A 19,849-nucleotide genomic window follows, 5' to 3' on the forward strand; every position below is an offset into this window, starting at 1 on the left:
CCGGCGCCGGTAGCCTGGATGGTGGCTCGGGGACGGAAGCGTTCTCTCCCGGGAGGCAGATGATCATGGCCGGGATCGTGCACAAGACCTTCGCGGCGGCGGACGAGCGGCGGCCGTTCGAGGAGAGCAAGGGCGAGCTGGATCTGCTCCAGACGCCTCAGGGACCGGTGGGACAGGCGATTTTCGAGCCGGGCTGGCGGTGGTCCCAGCACGTCAAGCCCATCGCGGGCACGGACAGCTGCCAGGCGGCACACGTCGGGTACTGCCTGAGCGGGCGGATGAAGATCGTCATGGACGACGGCGAGACCGCCGAGGTCGGGCCGGGCGAGTTCGTGAGCATCGAGCCCGGACACGACGCCTGGGTGCTCGGCGACGAGGCGTGCGTCATGCTCGACTGGGCCGGGTTCGGCGACTACGCGAAGCCGTCGGGTTCCTGATCCGTCGGCCACACCGGGGCCCGGTCGGCCGGGCGGCCGACCGGGCCCCGGTCTGTGCTCGGCGCGGCCGGCCCGGGCCGTGCGGCGGGGCGTGGAGGGGGCGGGCGCGGTCCGGCTGTCCGTGGGGGATGCCAGACTGCCCCGGGTGACGCACGTGAACCCTGCCCCGCCCCGGACGGCGGGCGCGTCGGCGCCGCTGCGGCAGCGGCTGGCCGAGCTGCGCGGAGCCGTCCACCCGCCCCGCCCACTGGACGCCAGGGCGCTGGCCGCGCTGACCGCCAACCCCGGGTGCCGCCGCCGCGCCCTGCTCGACGGAGCGGGGGTGGACAAGACGGCACTGGCCCGCGCCCTGGGCTCCCCGGCACCGTTCGGCCAGTCCCAGTTCGCCTTCACCCGCGGCCACGCGTTCGAGTCCCGGGTGCACGCCGACGGCGGCGCGGAGCTGGTCCGCATGCTGCGCGCCGCCACGGCGGACGGCTCCCCCGAGCCGCTCGCCGTCGAGGTGCCGGATCTCACGGCCGACGGTCCCGTCGGCCGCGCCGCCCGCACCACGCTCGCCCTGGAAGAGGCGGACGCCGCCGGCCCCGGCGTGTGGACGGTCCTGGTGCACCCGATGCTGGAGCTGCGGGTGGCCGACGCGCCGGTACACCTGGAGCCGGACGCCCTCGTCGTCTCGCCCGACGGCACCCGGACGGTGGTCGAGGTCAAGTCGTTCCCGATCCTGGACGGCGCCGCGGACCCGGCCAAGGTCGGCGCCGCCGTGCGGCAGGCCGCCGTCTACACGCTGGCGCTGGAGGAGCCCGCCGCCCCGGGGCGGGTCGCGGACGTCGTCCTGCTGGTGTGCCCGAAGGACTTCTCCAACCTGCCGACGGCCGCCGCCGTGGACCTGCGGCGGCAGCGCGCGGCCGTCCGGCGGCAGCTCACGCGGCTGACCCGGCTCGCGGACATCGCCGCCACGCTGCCGCCCGGCGTCACCTTCGACGTCGACCTGCCCGGCGCCGAGCTGGCCGAGGCCGTCGCCCAGGTGCCCGCGACCTACGCGCCCGAGTGCCTCGCCTCCTGCGAGCTGGCCTTCCACTGCCGGGCGGCGGCCCGCGAGGCGGGCGAGGTGACGGTGCTCGGCCGGGCCGTGCGCGGGGAGCTGGGCTCCCTCGGCACCCTCGCCGAGGTCCTCAGCGCCGCCCACGGCGGGAGCTGCGCCGGCCACGGCGAGGGCCACGACACGGACGGCGAGGAGGACCCGGCCGTCGCCGCACTGCGCCGGGCCGCGGGGCTGCGGGCCGAGGCGCTGGCGGCCGCCCGCGCGCAGGCGGGAGGTCCGCGATGACGCTGCTGGCCACGCTGGCCCGGGTCGAGGCCGCCGCGGCGGGACGGGCCCGGCCGCTGACCACCGTGCGCCACCGCCATCTGGCCGAGCGGCCGCTGGTGTTCGTGCCGCTGACCACGGCGGGCGAGGCCGGGGCCCCGCTGGCCGCGCTGGTGGGGACGGACGCGGCGGAGCCGGTACTCCTCACCGTCCCGCAGCCGCGCGACCGGGACCTGCGCTTCCGCTTCCTCGCCGAGCTGGCCGAGGTCATGCTGCCGCACCTGGAGGCGGGGCAGGACGAGGTCGAGACCGTCGCCCGCCGCTCCGGGGAGGAGACCGAGCTCTGCCTGGACGCCCCGCAGCTCCTCGTCCCCAACTCCGGGGGCGTGGCCCTGGTCCGGCTGCTGGGCCGGTCGATGCGGTTCCGCAGGACGGCCGAGGAGGACCCGGAGGCGGCGTATCCGGCGCCCGCCCGCGTGCCGCTGCTCGGCCGCTGGCTCAGCCACTACGGCGAACGGTCCCGGGTGCCCGGCTCCTCGCTGCTCCTGGCCGTCACCGACCTGCTGACCCGGCACTGGGCGACGGGGCAGAGCCCCCTGGAGGACCAGCACCTGGGCGCGCTGCTCGCCTGGCTGCGGGAGGACGGCGCGGCGGGCCCCGAGGCGGCTCTGCGGGCGGAGACGGCGCGCGACGCCGCCGGCCAGCTGCTGCTGCCGCCCGCCGGCCCGGCCACCGACCCGGCCTTCGACAACCGGCTCCTCGCCCCCGCCGTCGCCCGCTACGACGCGGGGGTGCGCGGCGCCGAGGACGAGATCGCCGAGCTGCTGGCCGGGCAGCTCCGGCCGACCTGGGACGCGGTGTGGGAGGCGCTTGCGCTGCTGCGGGCGCTGCCGCCCGGGGAGCGCGTCGCCCGGCGGTGGGAGGGCGACCGCTGGTCCTACACCGCCCACCGGGACCGGCTGCGTGCCGGGGAGCCGCCGCAGCCCCGGCGGGACGACGCGGTGACGGCCGCCCGCAAACTCGCCGCACGCGAGCGCGACCAGGCGCGGTTGTCCGCGCAGGAGGCCTTGGACGACCCGCTGGTGATGGCCGCGCGGAGGCTCGCGGGGGAGGCGTTCAGCGGCACCGTGACGGAGGTCGAGTCCGCCTACTCGACCGGCAAGCGCCCGATGCCGCGCCCTCTGGTCACCCTCGCCACCCAGGACGACGCCCAGTTCGGCGAGGGCGTGCGGGTGTGGCGTGCGCGCGCGGACGGGACGTCGCAGCAGGGCGAGTGCGTGGCCGCTCCGGGGCCCGGGCTCGTCACCGTGCGGCTGACGAACGGGATGGGCCGCGGCCGGGAGCCGGCGCCCGGTTCGGTTCCCGAACCGGGTGAGACGGTGTGCTGGACGCTGTTCGACCACAACCCGCGGAGCGGCCCCGACCTGCCCGAACCGGAGGACACCCCGTGGACCCACGGCGGCCCGCCCGACCCGGCACGGGTCGAACCGCCCGACCCCGTCACCGGAGAGGACCTGGTGTGACGATCGCGCTGGAAGAGCAGGGAGAGAACGCCCCCGGCCCGGGGGCCGCCGAGCCCGGGGCCCCCGAGGCGGGGGACCCGGGGGCGGCCGCGGACGCCGCCACCAGGGCGATCCTCGCGGACGCGCTGCACGGGCGGGAACGCGGCGTCGTGGTGAACTCGCCGCCGGGCGCGGGCAAGTCGACGCTCGTCGTCCGCGCCGCCCGGGAGCTCGCCGCGGCGGGCCGCCCGCTGATGATCGTCGCGCAGACGAACGCCCAGGTGGACGACCTCGTCGACCGCTTGGCCACCGCCGACCCGGAGCTGCCCGTCGGGCGGCTGCACAGCAACGACACCCGCTACGACCCGGCCCTGGACCGGCACGCCCAGGTGCGGGCCTCGGCGAAGCCCGCGGACCTGGCCGGGCAGGCCGTCGTCGTCTCCACCGCGATGAAGTGGGCGTTCGTGCAGGGCGGCGCGGACGGGCAGCGCTGGGAGCACGCCATCGTCGACGAGGCCTACCAGATGCGGTCCGACGCGCTGCTGGCCGTGGCCCGGCTGTTCGAGCGGGCCCTGTTCGTCGGCGACCCGGGCCAGCTCGACCCGTTCAGCCAGGTGGGCACCGAGCAGTGGGCGGGGCTGACGTACGACCCTTCGGCCAGTGCCGTCTCCGCGCTGCTGGCCCATCACCCGGAGCTGCCGCAGCACCGGCTTCCGGTGTCCTGGCGGCTGCCGGCCTCCGCCGCGCCGCTGGTGTCCCGTGCCTTCTACCCCTTCACGCCGTTCCGCAGCGGCACCGGCCCGGGCGATCGGACGCTGGGCTTCACCGCACGCTCGGACGGCTCGCCGGTGGACCGGGTGCTGGACGAGGCGGCGGGCTCCGGGTGGGGGCTGCTGGAGCTGCCCGCCCGGCACACGCCGCGTACCGACCCGGAGGCGGTGGCGGCGGTGGCCGACGTCGTGCGGCGGCTGCTGGAGCGCGGCGGGGTGACGACGGACGAGCGCGGCCGCCCGGAGCCGGTGCCGCTCACCGCGGACCGGGTCGCGGTCGGGACCGCGCACCGGGACCAGGCGGCGGCCGTCCGCGCCGCGCTGGCCGGGCGGGGCGTGGCGGGCGTCACGGTGGACACGGCCAACCGGCTCCAGGGCCGGGAGTACGACGTCACGGTGGTCTTGCACCCGCTGTCGGGCCGGCCCGACGCCACGGCCTTCCACCTGGAGACGGGGCGGCTGTGCGTGCTGGCGTCCCGGCACCGGCACGCCTGCGTCGTCGTGTGCCGCGCGGGCGTGGCGGAGCTGCTGGACGACCATCCGTCGGCCGACCCGGTGCGGCTCGGGGTGGAGGTGGCGTTCCCGGACGGCTGGGCCGCCCAGCAGGAGGTCCTGGCGGAGCTGGCGGCCCACCGGGTCCCCGCCGGGGGCTGAGCGCCCGCGCCCGGCGGGGCGGCCCGGAGCGGTGCCGGCCGGGCGGGGGCAGACAGCGCACGGGGGTTCGCGGGACAATGGACGGTGGTCTACGACGTGGAGGTACGTTCATGCCCGAGCCGGAGCCGGCTCCCCACCCTCGGCGGCCCGCGCCGCTGCTCTTCGAGCCTGCCGCCGCGGCGGAGGACGCGGAGCACTTCTTCGACCTGGAGTCGATCAGCGATCCTCGGGAGTTGCTGTCCCGGTCGACGGAGCTGGCGCTCGCCTTCCAGGCGGCCGCCGACCGGGCCGTGGAGTACCAGGCGATGGCCGCCGCCCAGCTCGCCGACCCGAAGCGGTTCGACAAGCTGCCGGACGCCGCCATCGCGGACCGGGCGGAGTGGACGGAGGACTACACGCGCCGCATGATCGCCTTCGGCAAGCAGCTCATCGAGCAGTCCGCCGAGACACCCTGACGAGGGTTCCCTCGCAGCGGCCCCGGGGCGCGCCCCGAGGCGTGGACCGTCAGCCGAGACCGTCACACGTGGGCGTGACGCGCGTGCGTAGAGTAGCGCATCGCGCGAGGCGGCGCGGGGGTTTCCCACAGATACCGTGACCGAGCGGATACGCACGGTACATCTGAATGTCATGACTACCCCCTTCTGCGACGACCTCGCCACCCCCCACAGCAGCACCGACGCCCACGCCGCCGCGGGTCCGGACTGGCCGGCCGCGGCGAGCCCGTTCCCCCGCAGCGTCCGCGCGCTGTGGGCGGCCTTCCCGGAACGGGCGCAGCCGCTTCCCTGCGGCACCGTGTTCGACGCGGTGAGCGCGCCCGCGGTGTTCGGGCGCCGCATGGCGGAGCAGCTGGCGGGCGCCGGCCCGGTCGCCGTCCAACAGGGGCGGGTGCTCTTCCTCGCCGCGCCCGGCACGGCCCGTCGGCTGCCCGCACTGCTGCGCTGGGAGGAGTGGCAGGGCAGACACGACGTCGAGAGGATCCCGCCGCTGCTGGGCTACGGGCCGGGGGACGTCGTCCCCGTGCCGGCTCCACCACTCCCCGGGGAGGGCGCGGGGGCGGCCGGTTCGCGCTGGCTGGTGCCGCCCACCCCGCACGGGGGCCGGCTGCCGGGCCCGCGAGACCTGCTGTGGGCGGCCGTGCGGGCGGTCCGCGCTGGTCGGGAGGGGGGTCGCGGGCTATCGATTTCCGCTCGGGGCGATGCGGGTGTTAAGGTCTACGACGTCAGCAGGCGCCGCTAGCTCAGTTGGTTAGAGCAGCTGACTCTTAATCAGCGGGTCCGGGGTTCGAGTCCCTGGCGGCGCACAGACGGCCGAAGGCCCTCCGCGATGGCGGGGGGCCTTCGCGCATGCTCCAAAAGCCTCGGCGCCAATGCCCTGACCAGCCCTTTCGGCCCCGAAGCCAGTCCAGCGAGCCAGCCCGTGACCCAGCCGCGGGCTCAGCGCCGGGTGATGCGTACCGCCCACTCTCCGGTCACGGAGCGGTCCAGCACGGTGACCCGCACCGCGCCGTCGTCCACCGAGAGGGTCTCCCCCACGCCGAGCGGGGCGTCGGCGAGCGGCGGGTGGACGGAGGTGGTGCGGCAGGCCGAGGACTCGGGGTGGCCGTCGAGCACCTCGACGGGCCCGCCGGCCGAGGCGGTGTCGCTGCGTACCCGGTAGACCAGCACCCCGCCGCGGCACACCCGGGCGTCGTTGCCGAGCGGCTCGCGGACCTCGACGGCGAGCACCTCGTTCGGACCGGTGCGCACGGCGGCGAGCCGGGTCCCGGCGGCATGGCCCCGCCGCACGGGGGTGCGGCCGAGCGGCTGGAGGGAGTGCAGGCTGGTGCCGGGCGAGCCGACGCAGTCGACGTGCTCGGCGTCGAGCCAGCCCAGCTTCCACTTGTGCCAGCCGAAGGGGTCGGGAGCCAGCCCGAACTGGCTGCCCATCAGGTCCCAGTCGCCGACGTAGGTGTCCCAGTCCCCCTTGCCGTCGTGTGGACGGTTGTAGAGGTCGGGCAGGTCGAAGACGTGGCCCGTCTCGTGGGCGAGGACGTTGCGGTCGGCCGGGAACCGTTCGAACACGGTCACGATGCGGCGGAGCTCGGTGCCGTCGACGGTGATGGGCTCGCGGAAGTTCACGACCTTCGTCGCGTCGGAGTCGACGCCGGGGGCGTCGGGGTCGGCGACGAAGTAGACGAGGTCGTAGTCGCCGAAGTCGACGCCCGGGTCGGTGACGGCGAGGGCGTCGCGCACGAAGGCCGCCCGGCCCTCCGCGTCCCAGTCCCGCGCTATTCCGTAGGCGTGGGCGGGCTTGGGCATGCGCGTCCAGCGGGGCGTGGCGTGCAGGCGCAGGTCGAGCCGGCCGTAGGAGGCGCGCTCGAAGAAGTTCCCGGTGGCGGGGAAGTGGTCGGCGGCGAGCTGGCTCGGGGAGGTCAGCGGAGGCGCGTCGGGGAAGGAGAGGAAGACCATCATCGCGTCGACGGTCCGCTCGGGGCGCACGTAGGCGTCGTTCCAGGTGTCCAGTCCGAGCGAGTGGTGGGCGTCCGTGCGCTGCAGGGCGCACGGCGGGGCGGCCGGGCGGCCGGTGGTGGGCCCGGCGAACGACGAGGTGCCGACGACGGCGGTGAGCACGGTGAGCACCGAGGCCGCGCGGCGGGCTGCCGCACGGCGCGGGAGCCCACCGCGCGCCGCGCGGCGCGGCGGGTGCGCGGGCGGCGTGGGAGGCGTCGATCGCACAGGGACCTCCGAGGACAGACCCGGTCGGGTTGCCGGCACTTCGTCCACTGTGGGCCGATATTCCACTGATCGTCCTGCTGGACTAGGCCGGGTGGGTCATGGCCATGACTTCACCGTGCGTAATCACTTCACTGTTCCGGCGCGATCACCCCGGTGCTCGTACTGGCGTGCGCGGCCGTCCCCTCGGCGGGTGTCCCAGCTCCGGTCCGTGCTGGCCTGTCCGCCGCGTAAGCCCCTATGATCGGCTGACTTTCCAGTGACGAACCCCTCCGGGAGCGATCGGTGAACGCAACCCTGGACGCGCCGGGTGGCGACCCGAACGCCACCGGAGCAGCGCCCCGCGTCGCTACGGACGGTCACCGCGAGGTGGGCTTCCGCGTCGCGTTCGACAGTGCCCGGCTGGCGATGGCGCTCGTCGACCGCTCCGGGCGCATCTCCGCCGTCAACCCGGCCTTCGCCCAGCTACTGGACGCCTCCGCCCAGTCCCTGGTCGGCCTTCCGGTGACCGAGCTGGCCCCGCTCGGCCTCGACCGCCGCACCCGCGCCGCCTGTGCCGCCGTCCTGCGCGGCGAGCGCGCGGAGATGCGCTGCACCCGGCGGCTCAAGCACCCCGAGGGTGCGCTCCGGTGGGCGGAGGTCGGCCTGGTGTCCGCCGGTCCGCCCGGCCCGGCGGCCGTGCTCACGGTCGCCGACGTGAGCGAGTACCGCGAACTGCGGGAGCGGCTGCGCCATCTGGAGATGCACGACCCGGTGACCCGGCTGCCCAACCGGTCGCTGTTCTTCGAACGGCTGGCCACCGCACTCGCCGAGAGCGCGACCGGGCGTGTCGGGCTGTGCTATCTCGACCTGGACGGCTTCAAGGCCGTCAACGACACCCTCGGGCACCGCGTCGGAGACGAGCTGCTCGACCTGGTCGGCCGTCGGCTGGTCCAGTGTGCGGCCGGGCCGCGCGGCGGACACCTCGTCGCCCGGCTCGGCGGGGACGAGTTCGCCCTGCTCGTCGAGGGCTCCACCGGGACGCAGCAGCTCACGGACCTGGCCGACGCCGTACTCCGGGCGCTCCAGCGGCCGTTCCGGCTCGCCGGCCAGCGGCACACGATCTCGGCCAGCATCGGCGTCGTCGAGCGTCCGTCCGCCGGGACCGGGCCCACGGAGCTGATGCAGGCGGCCGACACCACGCTGTACTGGGCCAAGGCCGACGGCAAGGCCCGCTGGACGCTGTTCGACCCCGAGCGCAACGCCCATCGGATGACCCGCCAGGCCCTCTCCAGCATGCTGCGGCCCGCCGTCGACCGGGGCGAGTTCGCCCTGGAGTTCCAGCCGATCGTCGGGCTCTCGGACGAGACGCTGCGCGGGGTGGAGGCGCTCGTGCGCTGGCGGCATCCGCGGTTCGGCACGCTGGGTCCCAAGGAGTTCATCGGGCTCGCGGAGGAGAACGGGGCCATCGTGCCGCTCGGCCGCTGGGCGCTCGCCGAATCGTGCCGCCAGGCCCGGGGCTGGCAGCTGCGGCACCCCGGGCTGCCGATCTACGTGTCCGTGAACGTCGCCGTGCGGCAGGTGTGGGACTCCGACCTCGTGACCGACGTCGCCGACGTCCTGGAGGAGACCGGGCTGCCGCCGGGGCTGCTCCAGCTCGAACTGACCGAGAACGAGGTCATGGGCTCCGGGGGCCGCCCGGTGCGGGCCCTGCAGGCGCTCTCCGAGATGGGGGTGCGCATCGCCATCGACGACTTCGGCACCGGTTACTCGAACCTCGCCTACCTGAGCCGGCTGCCCGTGCGGGCGCTGAAGCTGGACGGCATGTTCGTGCGCGGCTTCCAGGCCGGTCAGTCCGGCCGCACCGACCGGGCGGACGAGACGATCGTGGCCTCCCTCGTGGACCTGGCCCACAAGCTGGGGCTGACCGTCACCGCGGAGTGCGTGGAGGGCCCGGTGCAGGCGGAGCGGCTGCGCCGCATCGGGTGCGACACCGGGCAGGGCTGGCACTACTCCAAGCCGGTCGCGCCGGAGCGGATCTCCGCGCTCCTCGCATCGGCCCCGCAGGAGGCGCCGCGCGGGAACGTCGTGTCGCAGGACGCGGGCCGCAGGGCACGAGGCGCCGAACGCCGGACGTGAGCGGGGACGCCCCGGGGGGCTCCGGGGCGACCGGCCCGGGATGCTCGGTGGATCAGCGGAAGAGGGCGCCCAGCGCCTCGGTCCGCACCGACAGTTCGGCCAACCGCAGGCCCTCCCAGACGCTGACCTGGTTCGCGGTGAGCACCGGCTTGCCCAGCACCGCCTCCAGCACCGGCAGGTGCTCGGCGCTGTGCAGGGCCGTGTCCGGAAGCAGCACCGCCTCGGCCGCGGCGTGGTCCCCCGACGTCGCCATCTCCAGCACCTCGGAGCGGCCCCAGGTGCCCACCTCCGCCGCCGTGATGATGCCGCTGCCGCGCAGCGAGACGACCTCGATGCCCGCCGCCTTCAGGAAGGCGGCGAAGTACTCGGCCACGTCGGTCGGGTAGGTGGCCGCGATGGCGACCCGCTGGAGGCCGAGGGCCCGCACGGCGTGGACGAACGCGAAGGACGTGCTGGACGCGGGCAGCCCGCCGACGGCGGAGAGGGTGCGCACCTGCTCGTGCGCGCCCTCCCAGCCGAAGACGAAGCTGGCGCTGGTACAGGCCCACACGACCGTCCGGGCGCCCCGCCCGGACAGCGCCGCCATGCCGTCGGCCAGCCGGTCGGCGGAGCCCATCTCCAGGAGTGCGTCGACCCGGTGGGCGTCCTCACCGATGTCGGTGTGGACGAGCGGGAGCGCGACATCGGCCCCGGCCTTCCGGAGGATGCCCTCCAGCCGGGGGTAGTCGTCCTCGGCTGAGTACCCGGGGTAGAGGAATCCCACGGAGTGCTGGGCGGCTTTCTGCATGGACTGCTCCTGTCAGACGGGGGGCGGCTGGCCGCCCGTCAGGTCGTCGGGGCCGGGGGGTTCGGTGAGCGGGTCGGAGAACTCGGGCTCGGGGCCCGGGAGGGCCGAGCCGGCCAGGGCCACCTCCGCCTCCGGGGCCGGGGGCTCGGGGGCCGCCGGGGCCGGCAGCCCGGACATCGCGGCCGGTCCCGATCTGGCGACGGGGTCGAGCAGCGCCTGGTAGGGGCCGACGGCCTGCTTGCCGATGCGGCGCAGCGCCGACCAGACCGTCACCTGGTTGGCGGAGAGCACCGGCATGCGCAACTCCGCCTCCAGCTGCGGGATGGCGTCATAGGTGGGGAGGTTGGTGCAGCTGATGAAGAGGGCGTCCGGCTCGCCCTCCGCCGTCGCCTCCCGGGCCATGCCGGTGACGTCCCGGTACGGCACGCGCCAGATCTCCCGGGTCAGGCCCAGGTAGCAGCGCCCGGTGACCTCGATGCCCGCCTCGCCCAGGTACTCCTCCAGGGAGTCGGTGACGGACTTCGTGTACGGGGTCACGAGGGCGACGCGCCGGGCGCCGATCTCCTGGAGGGCTTCGAGCAGCGCGCCGGAGGTGGTGAGCGCGGGCGTCTCCCCGGCCTGGCTCATGGCGTAGGACATCGCCACCTCGCCGGCCTGGCCGCCGACGAAGGAGCCGGAGGTGCAGGCGTAGGCGACGACCTCGGGGGAGACGGCGGTGAGCGCCTGGACGGCCTCGCGGAGCGTGGCGTGCTCGCTGACCAGCCGCGCGAGGTCGAGACTCACCTCGACGGGGACGAAGGGTGTTCGGGTCAGGTGCAGGGAGACGTCGTCGGGGACCCAGCGCCACAGTTCGCGGTCCAACGCGAAATCGAACGGCGCCACGATTCCCACACCGCGCTGCGGTTCAGGACCGCCGAGAAACGAGACATCCATTGCGGGCCCCTCACACACGCAGGGATGGCCGATGGCCGCAACAAGGAGCAAGGAGAGGTGAAAACCTCGAAGCCGGCCGAAAGCCGGAGACGCAGGGGCAGATGCCTTTGTTGACGAAGGTAGTTTCCGATCCCTACCGTGGTCAATCCTTCCCTCGAAGGCTGTACTCCGGCCGAGCTTCGGGCAGACCTTTGGGTAGGCCTTCGAGTGAAACACCGACCCGTTTCGAAGAGGTTTCCCACCCATGTCAGAACCCCGTGTCCTGGTGCTCGACGACGACCCGCCGCCGGACCTCGGCCGGCTCGCCGGGCGCGCCCGGGTGCTCCACTCCGACGAGGCGGGCCTCGCCGAACTACTGCCCGAGGCGGACGTCCTGCTGGTGTGGAACTTCCTTTCCGACGCGGTGAGAGAGGCGTGGCCGGGCGAGGGCCCGCGGCCGGGCTGGGTGCACACGGCGAGCGCCGGGGTGGACCGGCTCCTGCCGGAGCTGGCGGACTCCGATGTGATGATCACCAATGCCCGCGGGGTCTTCGACCAGCCCATCGCGGAATACGTCGCCGGACTGGTCCTGGCAATGGCCAAGGATTTCCTCGGCACCTGGGAATTGCAGCGCGCCCGGCAGTGGCGGCACCGGGAGACAATACGGCTGGGCGGAACGCGGGCCGTGGTGGTCGGTTCCGGGCCGATCGGAAGGGCCATCGGCCGAACTCTGCTGGCACTGGGTGTCAGAGTGGAACTCGTCGGCCGCACCGCCCGGGAGGGGGACGCGGAATTCGGCCGGGTACACGGAGCGGAAACCCTGCACGATCTTCTCCCCACGGCCGACTGGGTCGTGTGCGCCGCGCCCCTCACCCCCGCGACGGAGGGCCTGTTCGACGCGGCCGCCTTCGCCCGTATGCGGTCCGGGGCGGCCTTCGTCAACATCGGCCGGGGCGCGCACGTGGTCACCGCCGACCTCGTCGACGCGCTGGCGGCCGGGCGGCTGCGGGCCGCGGCCCTGGACGTCCTCGACGAGGAGCCACTCACCCCCGACAGCCCCCTGTGGCAGGTGCCGGGCCTGTGGATCTCCCCGCACATGAGCGGCGACACCCTCGGCTGGCGGGCCGACCTCGCCGAACAGTTCTGCGACAACTTCGACCGCTGGGCCGCGGGCAAGCCGCCGCTCAACATCGTCGACAAGAAGCTGGGGTACGTCCCGGCACACTGACGGGAGGACGCGTTGACCGATCTCACCGCCCTGACGGCGGCCCAGCTCGTGGCGGGCTACGCCGCGGGCGACTTCTCACCCGTGGAGGCGACGCGCGCGGCGCTGGAGCGTGCCGAGGCCGTCGACCCGCGGGTGAACGCCTTCGTCCGGATCTACGGGGACACCGCGCTGGAGGCGGCGCGGGCCTCCGCCGAGCGCTGGCGGCGCGGCGCGCCGGCCGGCCTGGTGGACGGCGTCCCGGTCACGGTCAAGGACATCCTGCTGCAACGCGGCGCGCCCACCTACAAGGGCTCGTGGACGATCTCCGACGCCGGGCCGTGGGAGGAGGACGCGCCCTCGGTCGCCCGGCTGCGCGAACACGGCGCGGTGTTCCTGGGCAAGACGACGACACCGGAGTTCGCCTGGAAGGGCGTCACCGACAGCCCGCGGCACGGCTCCACCGGCAACCCGTACGCCCCCGACCGCACGGCCGGCGGCTCCAGCGGCGGCGCCGCGGCGGCCGTCGCCCTCGGCGCCGGGCCGCTGGCCCTGGGCACCGACGGCGGTGGATCGGTACGCATCCCGGCGTCCTTCAGCGGGACCTTCGCGCTCAAGCCGACCTACGGGCGGGTGCCGCTGTACCCGGCGAGCGCCTTCGGCACCCTCGCCCACGTCGGCCCGCTGACCCGGGACGCCGCCGACGCGGCCCTCCTCCTGGACGTCATCGGTGGCGCGGACCCGCGGGACTGGTCCGCCCTCGCGCCCTACCCCGGCAACTTCCGGGACCAGCTCGCCGGGGGCGTGGCCGGGCTGCGGATCGCCTACTCCCCCGACTTCGGCGGCCGGGTCGCCGTCGAGCCCCAGGTCGCCGCCGCCGTCCGGCGGGCCGTGGAGCGGCTGGCGGAGCTCGGCGCCCGGGTGGAGGAGGCCGACCCCGGGTTCGAGGACCCGGTCGAGGCCTTCCACGTCCTGTGGTTCAGCGGCGCCGCACGCGTCACCCAGGGGCTCGACGAGGAACAGCGCGCCCGGCTCGACCCGGGGCTGCGGGAGGTCATCGAACAGGGTGCCCGCTCCTCGGCACTGGACTACCTCGCGGCCGTGGACGTGCGGATGGCCCTCGGCGCCCGGCTCGGCGCCTTCCACCAGCGGTACGACCTGCTCGTGACGCCGACGATGCCGGATACGGCCTTCGAGCGCGGCGTCGAGGTGCCCAAGGGCTCGCCCCACACGAGGTGGACCGGGTGGACGCCCTTCAGCTATCCCTTCAACCTGACCCAGCAGCCCGCGGCGAGCCTGCCCTGCGGGCTGGACGACGCCGGGCTCCCCATCGGCGTCCAGCTCGTGGCCGCCCGGCACGCGGACGCGCTCGTCCTGCGTGCCGCGCACGCCCTGTACGGCGCCGGGCTGCCGGAGCTGCCCCCGCCGCCCCTGCTCACCGAGTCGCCCGTCCGCTCCTGAGTGCCGCTCCGGGCCCGTTTCCGCGGCCCCGCCGCTCCCGTTCGTTCCTCCCCCGGCCCCGGGCCGGGGGCATGACCTCCTAAGGAGTCACGATGGCCGACCGCTTCATCGAGGTGGCGCTCGACAAGCGCGGAGTGCGCTGCACCGCCCGGCTGCTGGACGACCGCGCGCCGATCACCTGCGCGGCGGTGTGGGACGCGCTCCCGCTCGGCGGCGACGTCTACCACGCCAAGTACGCGCGGAACGAGATCTACGCCCTGGTGCCCCCGTTCGCCCCGCAGGAGCCGCCGCTGGAGAACCCGACGATCACCCCCATCCCGGGCGACCTCTGCTACTTCACCTTCACCGAGGTCCAGCTCGGTACCTCGTCCTACGGCTACGAGACCGACGCCCGGCACCAGGGCCGGCCCACCGTGGTCGACCTGGCGCTGTTCTACGAGCGGAACAACCTGCTCATCAACGGGGACGCCGGCTGGGTGCCCGGGATCGTGTGGGGCAGCGTCATCGACGGCCTGGACCGGATGGCCGACGCCTGCCAGGACCTGTGGCGGGCGGGGGCGATCGGCGAGACGCTCTCCTTCCGGCGCGCGTAGCGCGACCCGCGCCCTTCGGGGCACACGGATGAGGCCCCTGCCGTCGGCAGGGGCCTCAGATCGCTGTACGCCGCCAGGGACTCGAACCCCGGACCCGCTGATTAAGAGTCAGCTGCTCTAACCAACTGAGCTAGCGGCGCCCGCGCCGGTGCGGTGACCGGCGGGAGGAAACTCTACCCGATGTCCTGGGGCGCCGATGACCAGGCGGCGTCGCGGTCCCGCAGCTCCGCCAGCACGCGGCGCAGGTACTGCGGCGGGACGGACGGGAGCAGCAGCGCCACGGCGTGCACCAGTTTCCCGAGGACGAAGGTGGTGTCCGGGGTGGCGCGCACGAGGTCCTGCACGGCCTCGGTGTCGTTCTGGTCGACGGCCTCGATGAGGACGGCCACGTGCGGGGCCGCGTCCTCGGCGGTCTCGACCCAGCGCCCGCCCCGCCCGGCCACGGCTCCGGAGGCGTCGGAGGCGGCCAGTCGGCGCAGCCTGCGGTCGCCCGCCTCCGCCGGGTACGCGCCGCGGACGCAGTCGTTGGCCACCCGGCACAGGGACGCGACGAGGTCGCGGGTGTTCTCGTCGCAGTCCAGCCCGTCGAGAGCGGCGTCGAACGCGAGTTGGTTGCCGTGCCGGAAGGCCAGCAGGAGCCGGCCCGCACGGGCGTCGGCCGTGGGCCGCGCCGGGCCGGCGCCTGCCGGGGTGGTGGAAGCGGCCGGGGTGTCGTCGCCGTGCCAGGACGTCCGCATGACCCAAATCATGACATAGCCACTGTTTCACCCCAGGGAGGCCGCACCCGGCCGCGCCCGGCCGGTCCCGTCGCCCGGTGGCGCGCCCGTGGCCCAACGTCCCATCGTCCGAACGGAGTACCGGAAGGATCGGCGGCCGAAAGTAGCGGGCATATCTTCATAGCGTTTGGGTAGCCGCGCGCCCATGGCTCCACCACCGAGGAAGTTCCAGACATTGAGCGAATTCCGTGGCATCGGGAGAAGACCCATCAGCCGCCGCGCCCTGCTCGGCGGGACGGCGGCGTTGGGCCTCCTGGGTGCAGCCGGGTGCAGCAAGGCACCTGCCGAGGGGAAAGTGGAGGGCGGCGATCTCCTGGAGAGACTGCGTGACCGGGGCACCGTCCGGGTCGGCATCGCCAGCGAGCCGCCGTTCGGTTACATCAACTCCGAAGGGGAGGCGGCCGGCGAGGCTCCGGACATCGCCAAGGTGATTTTCCAACGGCTCGGTGTGCCGAACATCGAGCCGGTGCCCACGGAGTTCAGCGCGCTGATCCCGGGGCTCCAGGCACAGCAGTTCGACTGCGTGTCCGCGGGGATGTACATCAACCCCACGCGCTGCGCGCAGGTCCTGTTCTCCGACCCGGACTACCTCATGCTGGACGCGTTCATCGTCCCCGAGGGCAACCCGAAGAACATCCGGACCTACCAGGACGTCAAGGAGCAGGGGCTCCGGCTGGCGAGCGGCGAGGCCTACGCGGAGGTGGCCTACGCGAAGGACGCCGGCATCAGCGACATCCTGATCCTGCCCGACCAGGTCGCCGGTCTCGACGCCGTCGTGCAGGGCCGGGTGGATGCCTTCGCCGGCACGAACATCACCGTGCAGGCCGTCGTCAAGGGCAACGACCGGGCCGACGGCACCGAGCCGTTCCAGCCGACACTGGGGGGCGAGCCGGCCTACGGCGCCGGCGGCTTCGCGTTCCGGCTCTCCGAGAAGAACCTCCGCGACGCGTTCAACCGGGAGCTGCACAAGCTCAAGGAGGACGACTACAAGGAGCTGCTGCAGATCGTCGAGCCCTACGGGTTCACCCGCGCGGAGATGACCGACCTCACCGCAGAGGAGCTGTGCGCATGAGCTCAGGCATCTTCACCGAGTGGTTCCTTCCCGGTGTCTGGATCACCATCCAGGTGACGCTGTACAGCGCCGCCCTGGCCGGGGCCGTGGCCTTCGTCGTCGGCATCGCCCGCACCCACGACCTGTGGATCGTGCGGTTCCTCGCCGGCACCTACTTCGAGATCTTCCGCGGCACCTCCGCGCTGATCTTCATGCTGTGGATGGCCTTCGCCTTCCCGCTGATGTTCGGCTGGCAGTTCGTGCCGATGGCGGCGGGCGTGGTGGCGCTGGGACTCACCTACGGCGCCTACGGCTCGGAGATCGTCCGCGGTTCGCTGGCGGCCGTCGCGGCCGGGCAGCGTGAGGCGGGCATCGCCCTGAGCTTCACCAAGGGCCAGCGGCTGCGCCGCATCGAGCTGCCGCAGGCGTGGCCGGAGATGGTCCCGCCCTTCAACAACCTGCTCATCGAGCTGCTGAAGGGCACCGCCCTCGTCTCGGTCATCTCGGTGGCGGACATGACCTTCGCCGGGAACCTCTCCCGGCTGGCCTCCAACGAGAGCGCACCCGCCTACACCCTGCTCCTGTTCTCCTACTTCGTCATCGCCTTCGTCCTCACGCGCGGCATGCGTCTGGTGGAGCGCCGCGCGAAGGCCGGCCTGGGGCAGACCCCGAAGAAGGGGGCGCTGTCCGAGCTGTTCACCCGCAAGCTCGACGCCGAGGGTGAGTCGGCACAGGCCAAGACCGGCACCGCAGGAGGCCTGGGATGAACTGGGACTGGGACGTCGTCAGCGACTTCATGCCGCGCTTCTGGGACGGGGTGCTCGTCACCCTCCAGGCGCTGGCCCTCGGCTCGCTCGTGGCCTTCACCCTCGGTCTGGTGTGGGCCATCGCGCAGCGCTCGCACCAGAAGTGGATCAGCTGGCCGGTGACCGCGGTCACCGAGTTCATCCGCAACACCCCGCTGCTGGTGCAGCTGTTCTTCCTGTTCTACGTGGTCCCCGAGATGGGCATCTCGATGTCCGCGCTGACCACCGGCATCGTCGGCCTCGGCCTGCACTACTCCACCTACACCGCCGAGGTGTACCGCGCCGGCATCGACGGCGTCCCGGTGGGCCAGTGGGAGGCGGCCACCGCGCTGAGCCTGCCGCGCCGCCACACGTGGACGTCGGTGATCCTGCCGCAGGCCATCCGCCGAGTGGTCCCCGCCCTCGGCAACTACGTCGTCGCGATGCTGAAGGACTCGCCGATGATCGCCGTCATCGGCGCCTTCGAGATGCTGGGCGAGGCCCGCGCCTTCAGCAACGAGACCTTCACCTTCGAGGCCTACACGGTGGTGGGCGTCGCCTTCATCCTCATCGCCTACCCGGCCTCCCTTCTGATCCGAGCCCTGGAGCGTCGTCTTGTCCAGTGACATCACCAACAGCCAGGAAGCCCCCGCCACGAGAGCGAGCGGCAGCGAGCTGATCCGTTTCGCAGGCGTCACCAAGCGGTTCGGCGACAACGTCGTTCTGGACAACCTCGAGTTCAAGGTCGACGCGGGCAAGCACGTCACGCTCATCGGACCGTCCGGCTCCGGCAAGACGACGATCCTGCGGCTGCTCATGACCCTGCTGAAGCCCGACGAGGGCACCATCACCGTCGACGGCGACTACCTCACGCACGAACAGCGCGGGGGCAAGCTCGTGCCGGCGGGCGAGAAGCACACCCGCGAGGTGCGCAAGAAGATCGGCATGGTCTTCCAGCAGTTCAACCTGTTCCCCAACATGAAGGTGCTGCGCAACATCACCGAGGCGCCGGTGCACGTGCTGGGGCTGTCCAAGGACGAGGCCGAGGAGCGGGCCCGCGGTCTGCTGGAGCTCGTGGGCCTGACCGAGCACATCGACAAGTACCCGACCCAGCTCTCGGGCGGTCAGCAGCAGCGCGTGGCCATCGCCCGGGCGCTGGCGATGCGCCCGCAGGTGCTGCTGCTGGACGAGGTCACCTCGGCGCTGGACCCGGAGCTGGTCGCCGGTGTGCTGGACGTCCTGCGGGACATCGCGCACACCACGGACATCACCATGCTCTGCGTCACCCACGAGATGGGCTTCGCCCGGGACATCTCGGACTGCGTGATGATGTTCAACGAGGGCCGTGTCATCGAGTCCGGTCCGCCGGAGCAGATGTTCAACGAGCCCGAGAACGAGCGCACCCGGGAGTTCCTGAGCGCCGTTCTCTGAGCACCGTGCTCCCGGCCCGCACGGGCCACCGTCGGCTGAGCGCGCGACCCCCGCCGGGGCCGCGCGCTCAGCCGCTTTCAGGCCCCGGCGGCTCGGGCCCGGCCGACCGCGCGGGTTCAGCCGTCCCCGGGGTCGGGCTCCCGCGCCGCGCCGACCCGGAACGTCGTCCGGTAGGCGCTCGGTGAGACGCCCAGGGCCGCGTGCAGGTGCTGCCGCAGGGAGACGGCCGAGCCGAAGCCCGCCTCGGCGGCGACCCGGTCCACCGGGAGGTCGCTCTCCTCCAGCAGGTGCCGGGCCCGCTGGACGCGCTGCTGCGTCAGCCACTGGCCCGGCGAGACGCCGACCTCCTCCCGGAAGCGCCGGGTGAAGGTCCGCACGCTCATCGCCTCCCGCGCGGCCAGGTCCCTGAGCGTGAGGGGCTCGTGGAGCCGTTCCGCCGCCCAGGCCCGCGCCCGCACCGTCGAGCCCTCCCCCAGCTCCCGGGGCACCGGCCGCTGGATGAACTGCGCCTGGCCGCCCTCCCGGTGCGGCGGGACGACCGAGCGCCGGGCGACCGCGTTGGCCACCGCCGTCCCGTGGTCGCACCGGATCATGTGCAGGCACAGGTCGACGCCCGCGGCCACCCCGGCGGAGGTGAGCACGCCGGCGTCGTCGGTGTAGAGGACGTCGGGGTCGAGGCGCACGGCCGGGAACAGCGAGCGGAACTGCCGGGCCGAGCGCCAGTGCGTCGTCGCCCGGCGGCCGTCGAGCAGCCCGGCGGCGGCCAGCACGAAGGCTCCGGTGCAGATCGAGGCGGTACGCGTGCCCGGCCGGACGCGGCCGAGCGCGGCCCGCAGGGCGGGGTCCAGACCGGCGTGGTCGCGGACGTAGTCCTCCTCGGCGGCCGGTACGACGACGGTGTCGGCGTCCTCCAGGGCCTGGGGGCCGTGGGCGACGCCGAGGGTGAAGTCGGTGTCGGTGCGGACCGCCCCGGGTTCCAGGGCGCAGGTGGCCACGTCGTACAGCAGGGTGCCGTCGGGCGCCTCGGCCGTGCCGAACAGCCGGTGCACGATGCCCAGCTCGACGGGCAGCAGCCCGTGCCGGACGAGGACGGCGACCCGGTGCCGCCGCGCTCCGCCGCCGGGCCGTCGGTTCGGGGACGTCGTGACCGCACGCATGGCCCGATTCTTTCACATCATGGCCATCGGGCCACTCGTTCGGCGACCCACCGGAGCCGAACATCGGAGCATGACGTGCCCGACCTCCCCCGAAACGCTCCCCGAGACCCGGCCGGCGAACGGGCCGACGACGCTGCCGGCGGCCCTGCCGGCGAGCCGGCCCGCGCCCGCGCGGCCCGGCGCCGCGGACGGCT

General features: G+C 74.0%; 19 protein-coding genes and 2 tRNA genes. 15 read left to right on the forward strand and 6 right to left on the reverse strand.

What is annotated here, in order from left to right:
- Positions 1–65 precede the first annotated feature (65 nt).
- From HPT28_RS16775 to HPT28_RS16805, 7 genes are all read left to right on the forward strand, one after another.
- Positions 66–437 carry a cupin domain-containing protein gene (locus tag HPT28_RS16775; RefSeq protein WP_219091906.1) on the forward strand — a complete coding sequence of 124 codons (372 nt, stop codon included), beginning with the start codon at positions 66–68 and terminating at the stop codon, positions 435–437.
- A gap of 145 nt (positions 438–582) precedes the next feature.
- On the forward strand, positions 583–1,764 hold the full coding sequence (locus HPT28_RS16780; protein WP_308119314.1) for a hypothetical protein: 1,182 nt from the start codon (positions 583–585) through the stop codon (positions 1,762–1,764).
- Positions 1,761–3,266 carry a hypothetical protein gene (locus HPT28_RS16785; RefSeq protein WP_219091907.1) on the forward strand — a complete coding sequence of 502 codons (1,506 nt, stop codon included), beginning with the start codon at positions 1,761–1,763 and terminating at the stop codon, positions 3,264–3,266. The genes HPT28_RS16780 and HPT28_RS16785 overlap by 4 nt, the downstream gene beginning before the upstream one ends.
- Before the next feature lie 8 nt (positions 3,267–3,274).
- On the forward strand, positions 3,275–4,669 hold the full coding sequence (locus tag HPT28_RS16790) for an AAA domain-containing protein (protein WP_219091933.1): 1,395 nt from the start codon (positions 3,275–3,277) through the stop codon (positions 4,667–4,669).
- Positions 4,670–4,779: 110 nt separating this feature from the next.
- A complete protein-coding gene (locus HPT28_RS16795; RefSeq protein ID WP_219091908.1) occupies positions 4,780–5,124 on the forward strand; it encodes a hypothetical protein in 345 nt (114 codons plus the stop codon).
- 172 nt (positions 5,125–5,296) lie between these two features.
- On the forward strand, positions 5,297–5,905 hold the full coding sequence (locus HPT28_RS16800) for a hypothetical protein (RefSeq protein ID WP_219091909.1): 609 nt from the start codon (positions 5,297–5,299) through the stop codon (positions 5,903–5,905).
- Positions 5,896–5,969: transfer RNA gene (locus HPT28_RS16805), tRNA-Lys, on the forward strand. Before HPT28_RS16800 ends, HPT28_RS16805 begins: the two co-directional genes overlap by 10 nt.
- A 133-nt stretch (positions 5,970–6,102) precedes the next feature.
- Here HPT28_RS16805 and HPT28_RS16810 read toward each other — a convergent pair.
- Positions 6,103–7,383 (reverse strand): M6 family metalloprotease domain-containing protein, encoded by a 1,281-nt coding sequence (locus HPT28_RS16810; protein ID WP_219091910.1) that lies wholly within the window; start codon positions 7,381–7,383, stop codon positions 6,103–6,105.
- A gap of 282 nt (positions 7,384–7,665) precedes the next feature.
- Between HPT28_RS16810 and HPT28_RS16815 the strand changes: the two genes are divergently transcribed.
- On the forward strand, positions 7,666–9,498 hold the full coding sequence (locus HPT28_RS16815; protein ID WP_219091911.1) for an EAL domain-containing protein: 1,833 nt from the start codon (positions 7,666–7,668) through the stop codon (positions 9,496–9,498).
- A 52-nt stretch (positions 9,499–9,550) separates the two neighbouring features.
- Here HPT28_RS16815 and HPT28_RS16820 read toward each other — a convergent pair whose 3' ends face one another.
- Together HPT28_RS16820 and HPT28_RS16825 are read right to left on the reverse strand one after the other, a co-directional pair.
- Positions 9,551–10,285 (reverse strand): decarboxylase, encoded by a 735-nt coding sequence (locus tag HPT28_RS16820; protein ID WP_219091912.1) that lies wholly within the window; start codon positions 10,283–10,285, stop codon positions 9,551–9,553.
- A gap of 12 nt (positions 10,286–10,297) precedes the next feature.
- Complete coding sequence (locus tag HPT28_RS16825) at positions 10,298–11,218, reverse strand: decarboxylase (protein WP_219091913.1); 921 nt, start codon at positions 11,216–11,218, stop codon at positions 10,298–10,300.
- A 244-nt stretch (positions 11,219–11,462) separates the two neighbouring features.
- Between HPT28_RS16825 and HPT28_RS16830 the strand changes: the two genes are divergently transcribed.
- From HPT28_RS16830 to HPT28_RS16840, 3 genes are all read left to right on the forward strand, one after another.
- Complete coding sequence (locus HPT28_RS16830; RefSeq protein WP_219091914.1) at positions 11,463–12,425, forward strand: D-2-hydroxyacid dehydrogenase; 963 nt, start codon at positions 11,463–11,465, stop codon at positions 12,423–12,425.
- 12 nt (positions 12,426–12,437) lie between these two features.
- Positions 12,438–13,862, forward strand: coding sequence for an amidase (locus HPT28_RS16835; RefSeq protein WP_219091915.1), 1,425 nt, complete (start codon positions 12,438–12,440; stop codon positions 13,860–13,862).
- Positions 13,863–13,954: 92 nt separating this feature from the next.
- Complete coding sequence (locus HPT28_RS16840; protein ID WP_219091916.1) at positions 13,955–14,455, forward strand: DUF3830 family protein; 501 nt, start codon at positions 13,955–13,957, stop codon at positions 14,453–14,455.
- Positions 14,456–14,521: 66 nt separating this feature from the next.
- Here HPT28_RS16840 and HPT28_RS16845 read toward each other — a convergent pair.
- Positions 14,522–14,595, reverse strand: a tRNA-Lys gene (locus HPT28_RS16845).
- A 33-nt stretch (positions 14,596–14,628) separates the two neighbouring features.
- On the reverse strand, positions 14,629–15,192 hold the full coding sequence (locus HPT28_RS16850; protein ID WP_219091917.1) for a hypothetical protein: 564 nt from the start codon (positions 15,190–15,192) through the stop codon (positions 14,629–14,631).
- A 184-nt stretch (positions 15,193–15,376) separates the two neighbouring features.
- Here HPT28_RS16850 and ehuB point away from each other — a divergent pair, with 184 nt between their 5' ends.
- Genes ehuB through ehuA form a run of 4 tightly spaced genes read left to right on the forward strand, consistent with a single transcriptional unit; the run spans position 15,377 to position 18,498 of the window.
- A complete protein-coding gene (gene ehuB, locus HPT28_RS16855) occupies positions 15,377–16,303 on the forward strand; it encodes an ectoine/hydroxyectoine ABC transporter substrate-binding protein EhuB (protein WP_219091918.1) in 927 nt (308 codons plus the stop codon).
- Positions 16,300–17,049, forward strand: coding sequence for an ectoine/hydroxyectoine ABC transporter permease subunit EhuC (gene ehuC, locus HPT28_RS16860; protein ID WP_219091919.1), 750 nt, complete (start codon positions 16,300–16,302; stop codon positions 17,047–17,049). The genes ehuB and ehuC overlap by 4 nt, the downstream gene beginning before the upstream one ends.
- Complete coding sequence (gene ehuD, locus HPT28_RS16865; protein ID WP_219091920.1) at positions 17,046–17,693, forward strand: ectoine/hydroxyectoine ABC transporter permease subunit EhuD; 648 nt, start codon at positions 17,046–17,048, stop codon at positions 17,691–17,693. Before ehuC ends, ehuD begins: the two co-directional genes overlap by 4 nt.
- The gene (gene ehuA / locus HPT28_RS16870) at positions 17,683–18,498 is read left to right on the forward strand and encodes an ectoine/hydroxyectoine ABC transporter ATP-binding protein EhuA (protein ID WP_219091921.1); all 816 of its coding nucleotides are present in this window, start codon (positions 17,683–17,685) and stop codon (positions 18,496–18,498) included. Before ehuD ends, ehuA begins: the two co-directional genes overlap by 11 nt.
- A 116-nt stretch (positions 18,499–18,614) precedes the next feature.
- Here the strand turns inward: ehuA and HPT28_RS16875 are convergent, their stop codons facing one another.
- Complete coding sequence (locus HPT28_RS16875; protein ID WP_219091922.1) at positions 18,615–19,655, reverse strand: GlxA family transcriptional regulator; 1,041 nt, start codon at positions 19,653–19,655, stop codon at positions 18,615–18,617.
- Between the last annotated feature and the right edge of the window lie 194 nt (positions 19,656–19,849).

It is taken from the genome of Streptomyces sp. JJ38, from assembly GCF_019303475.1.
Classification (GTDB): domain Bacteria; phylum Actinomycetota; class Actinomycetes; order Streptomycetales; family Streptomycetaceae; genus Streptomyces.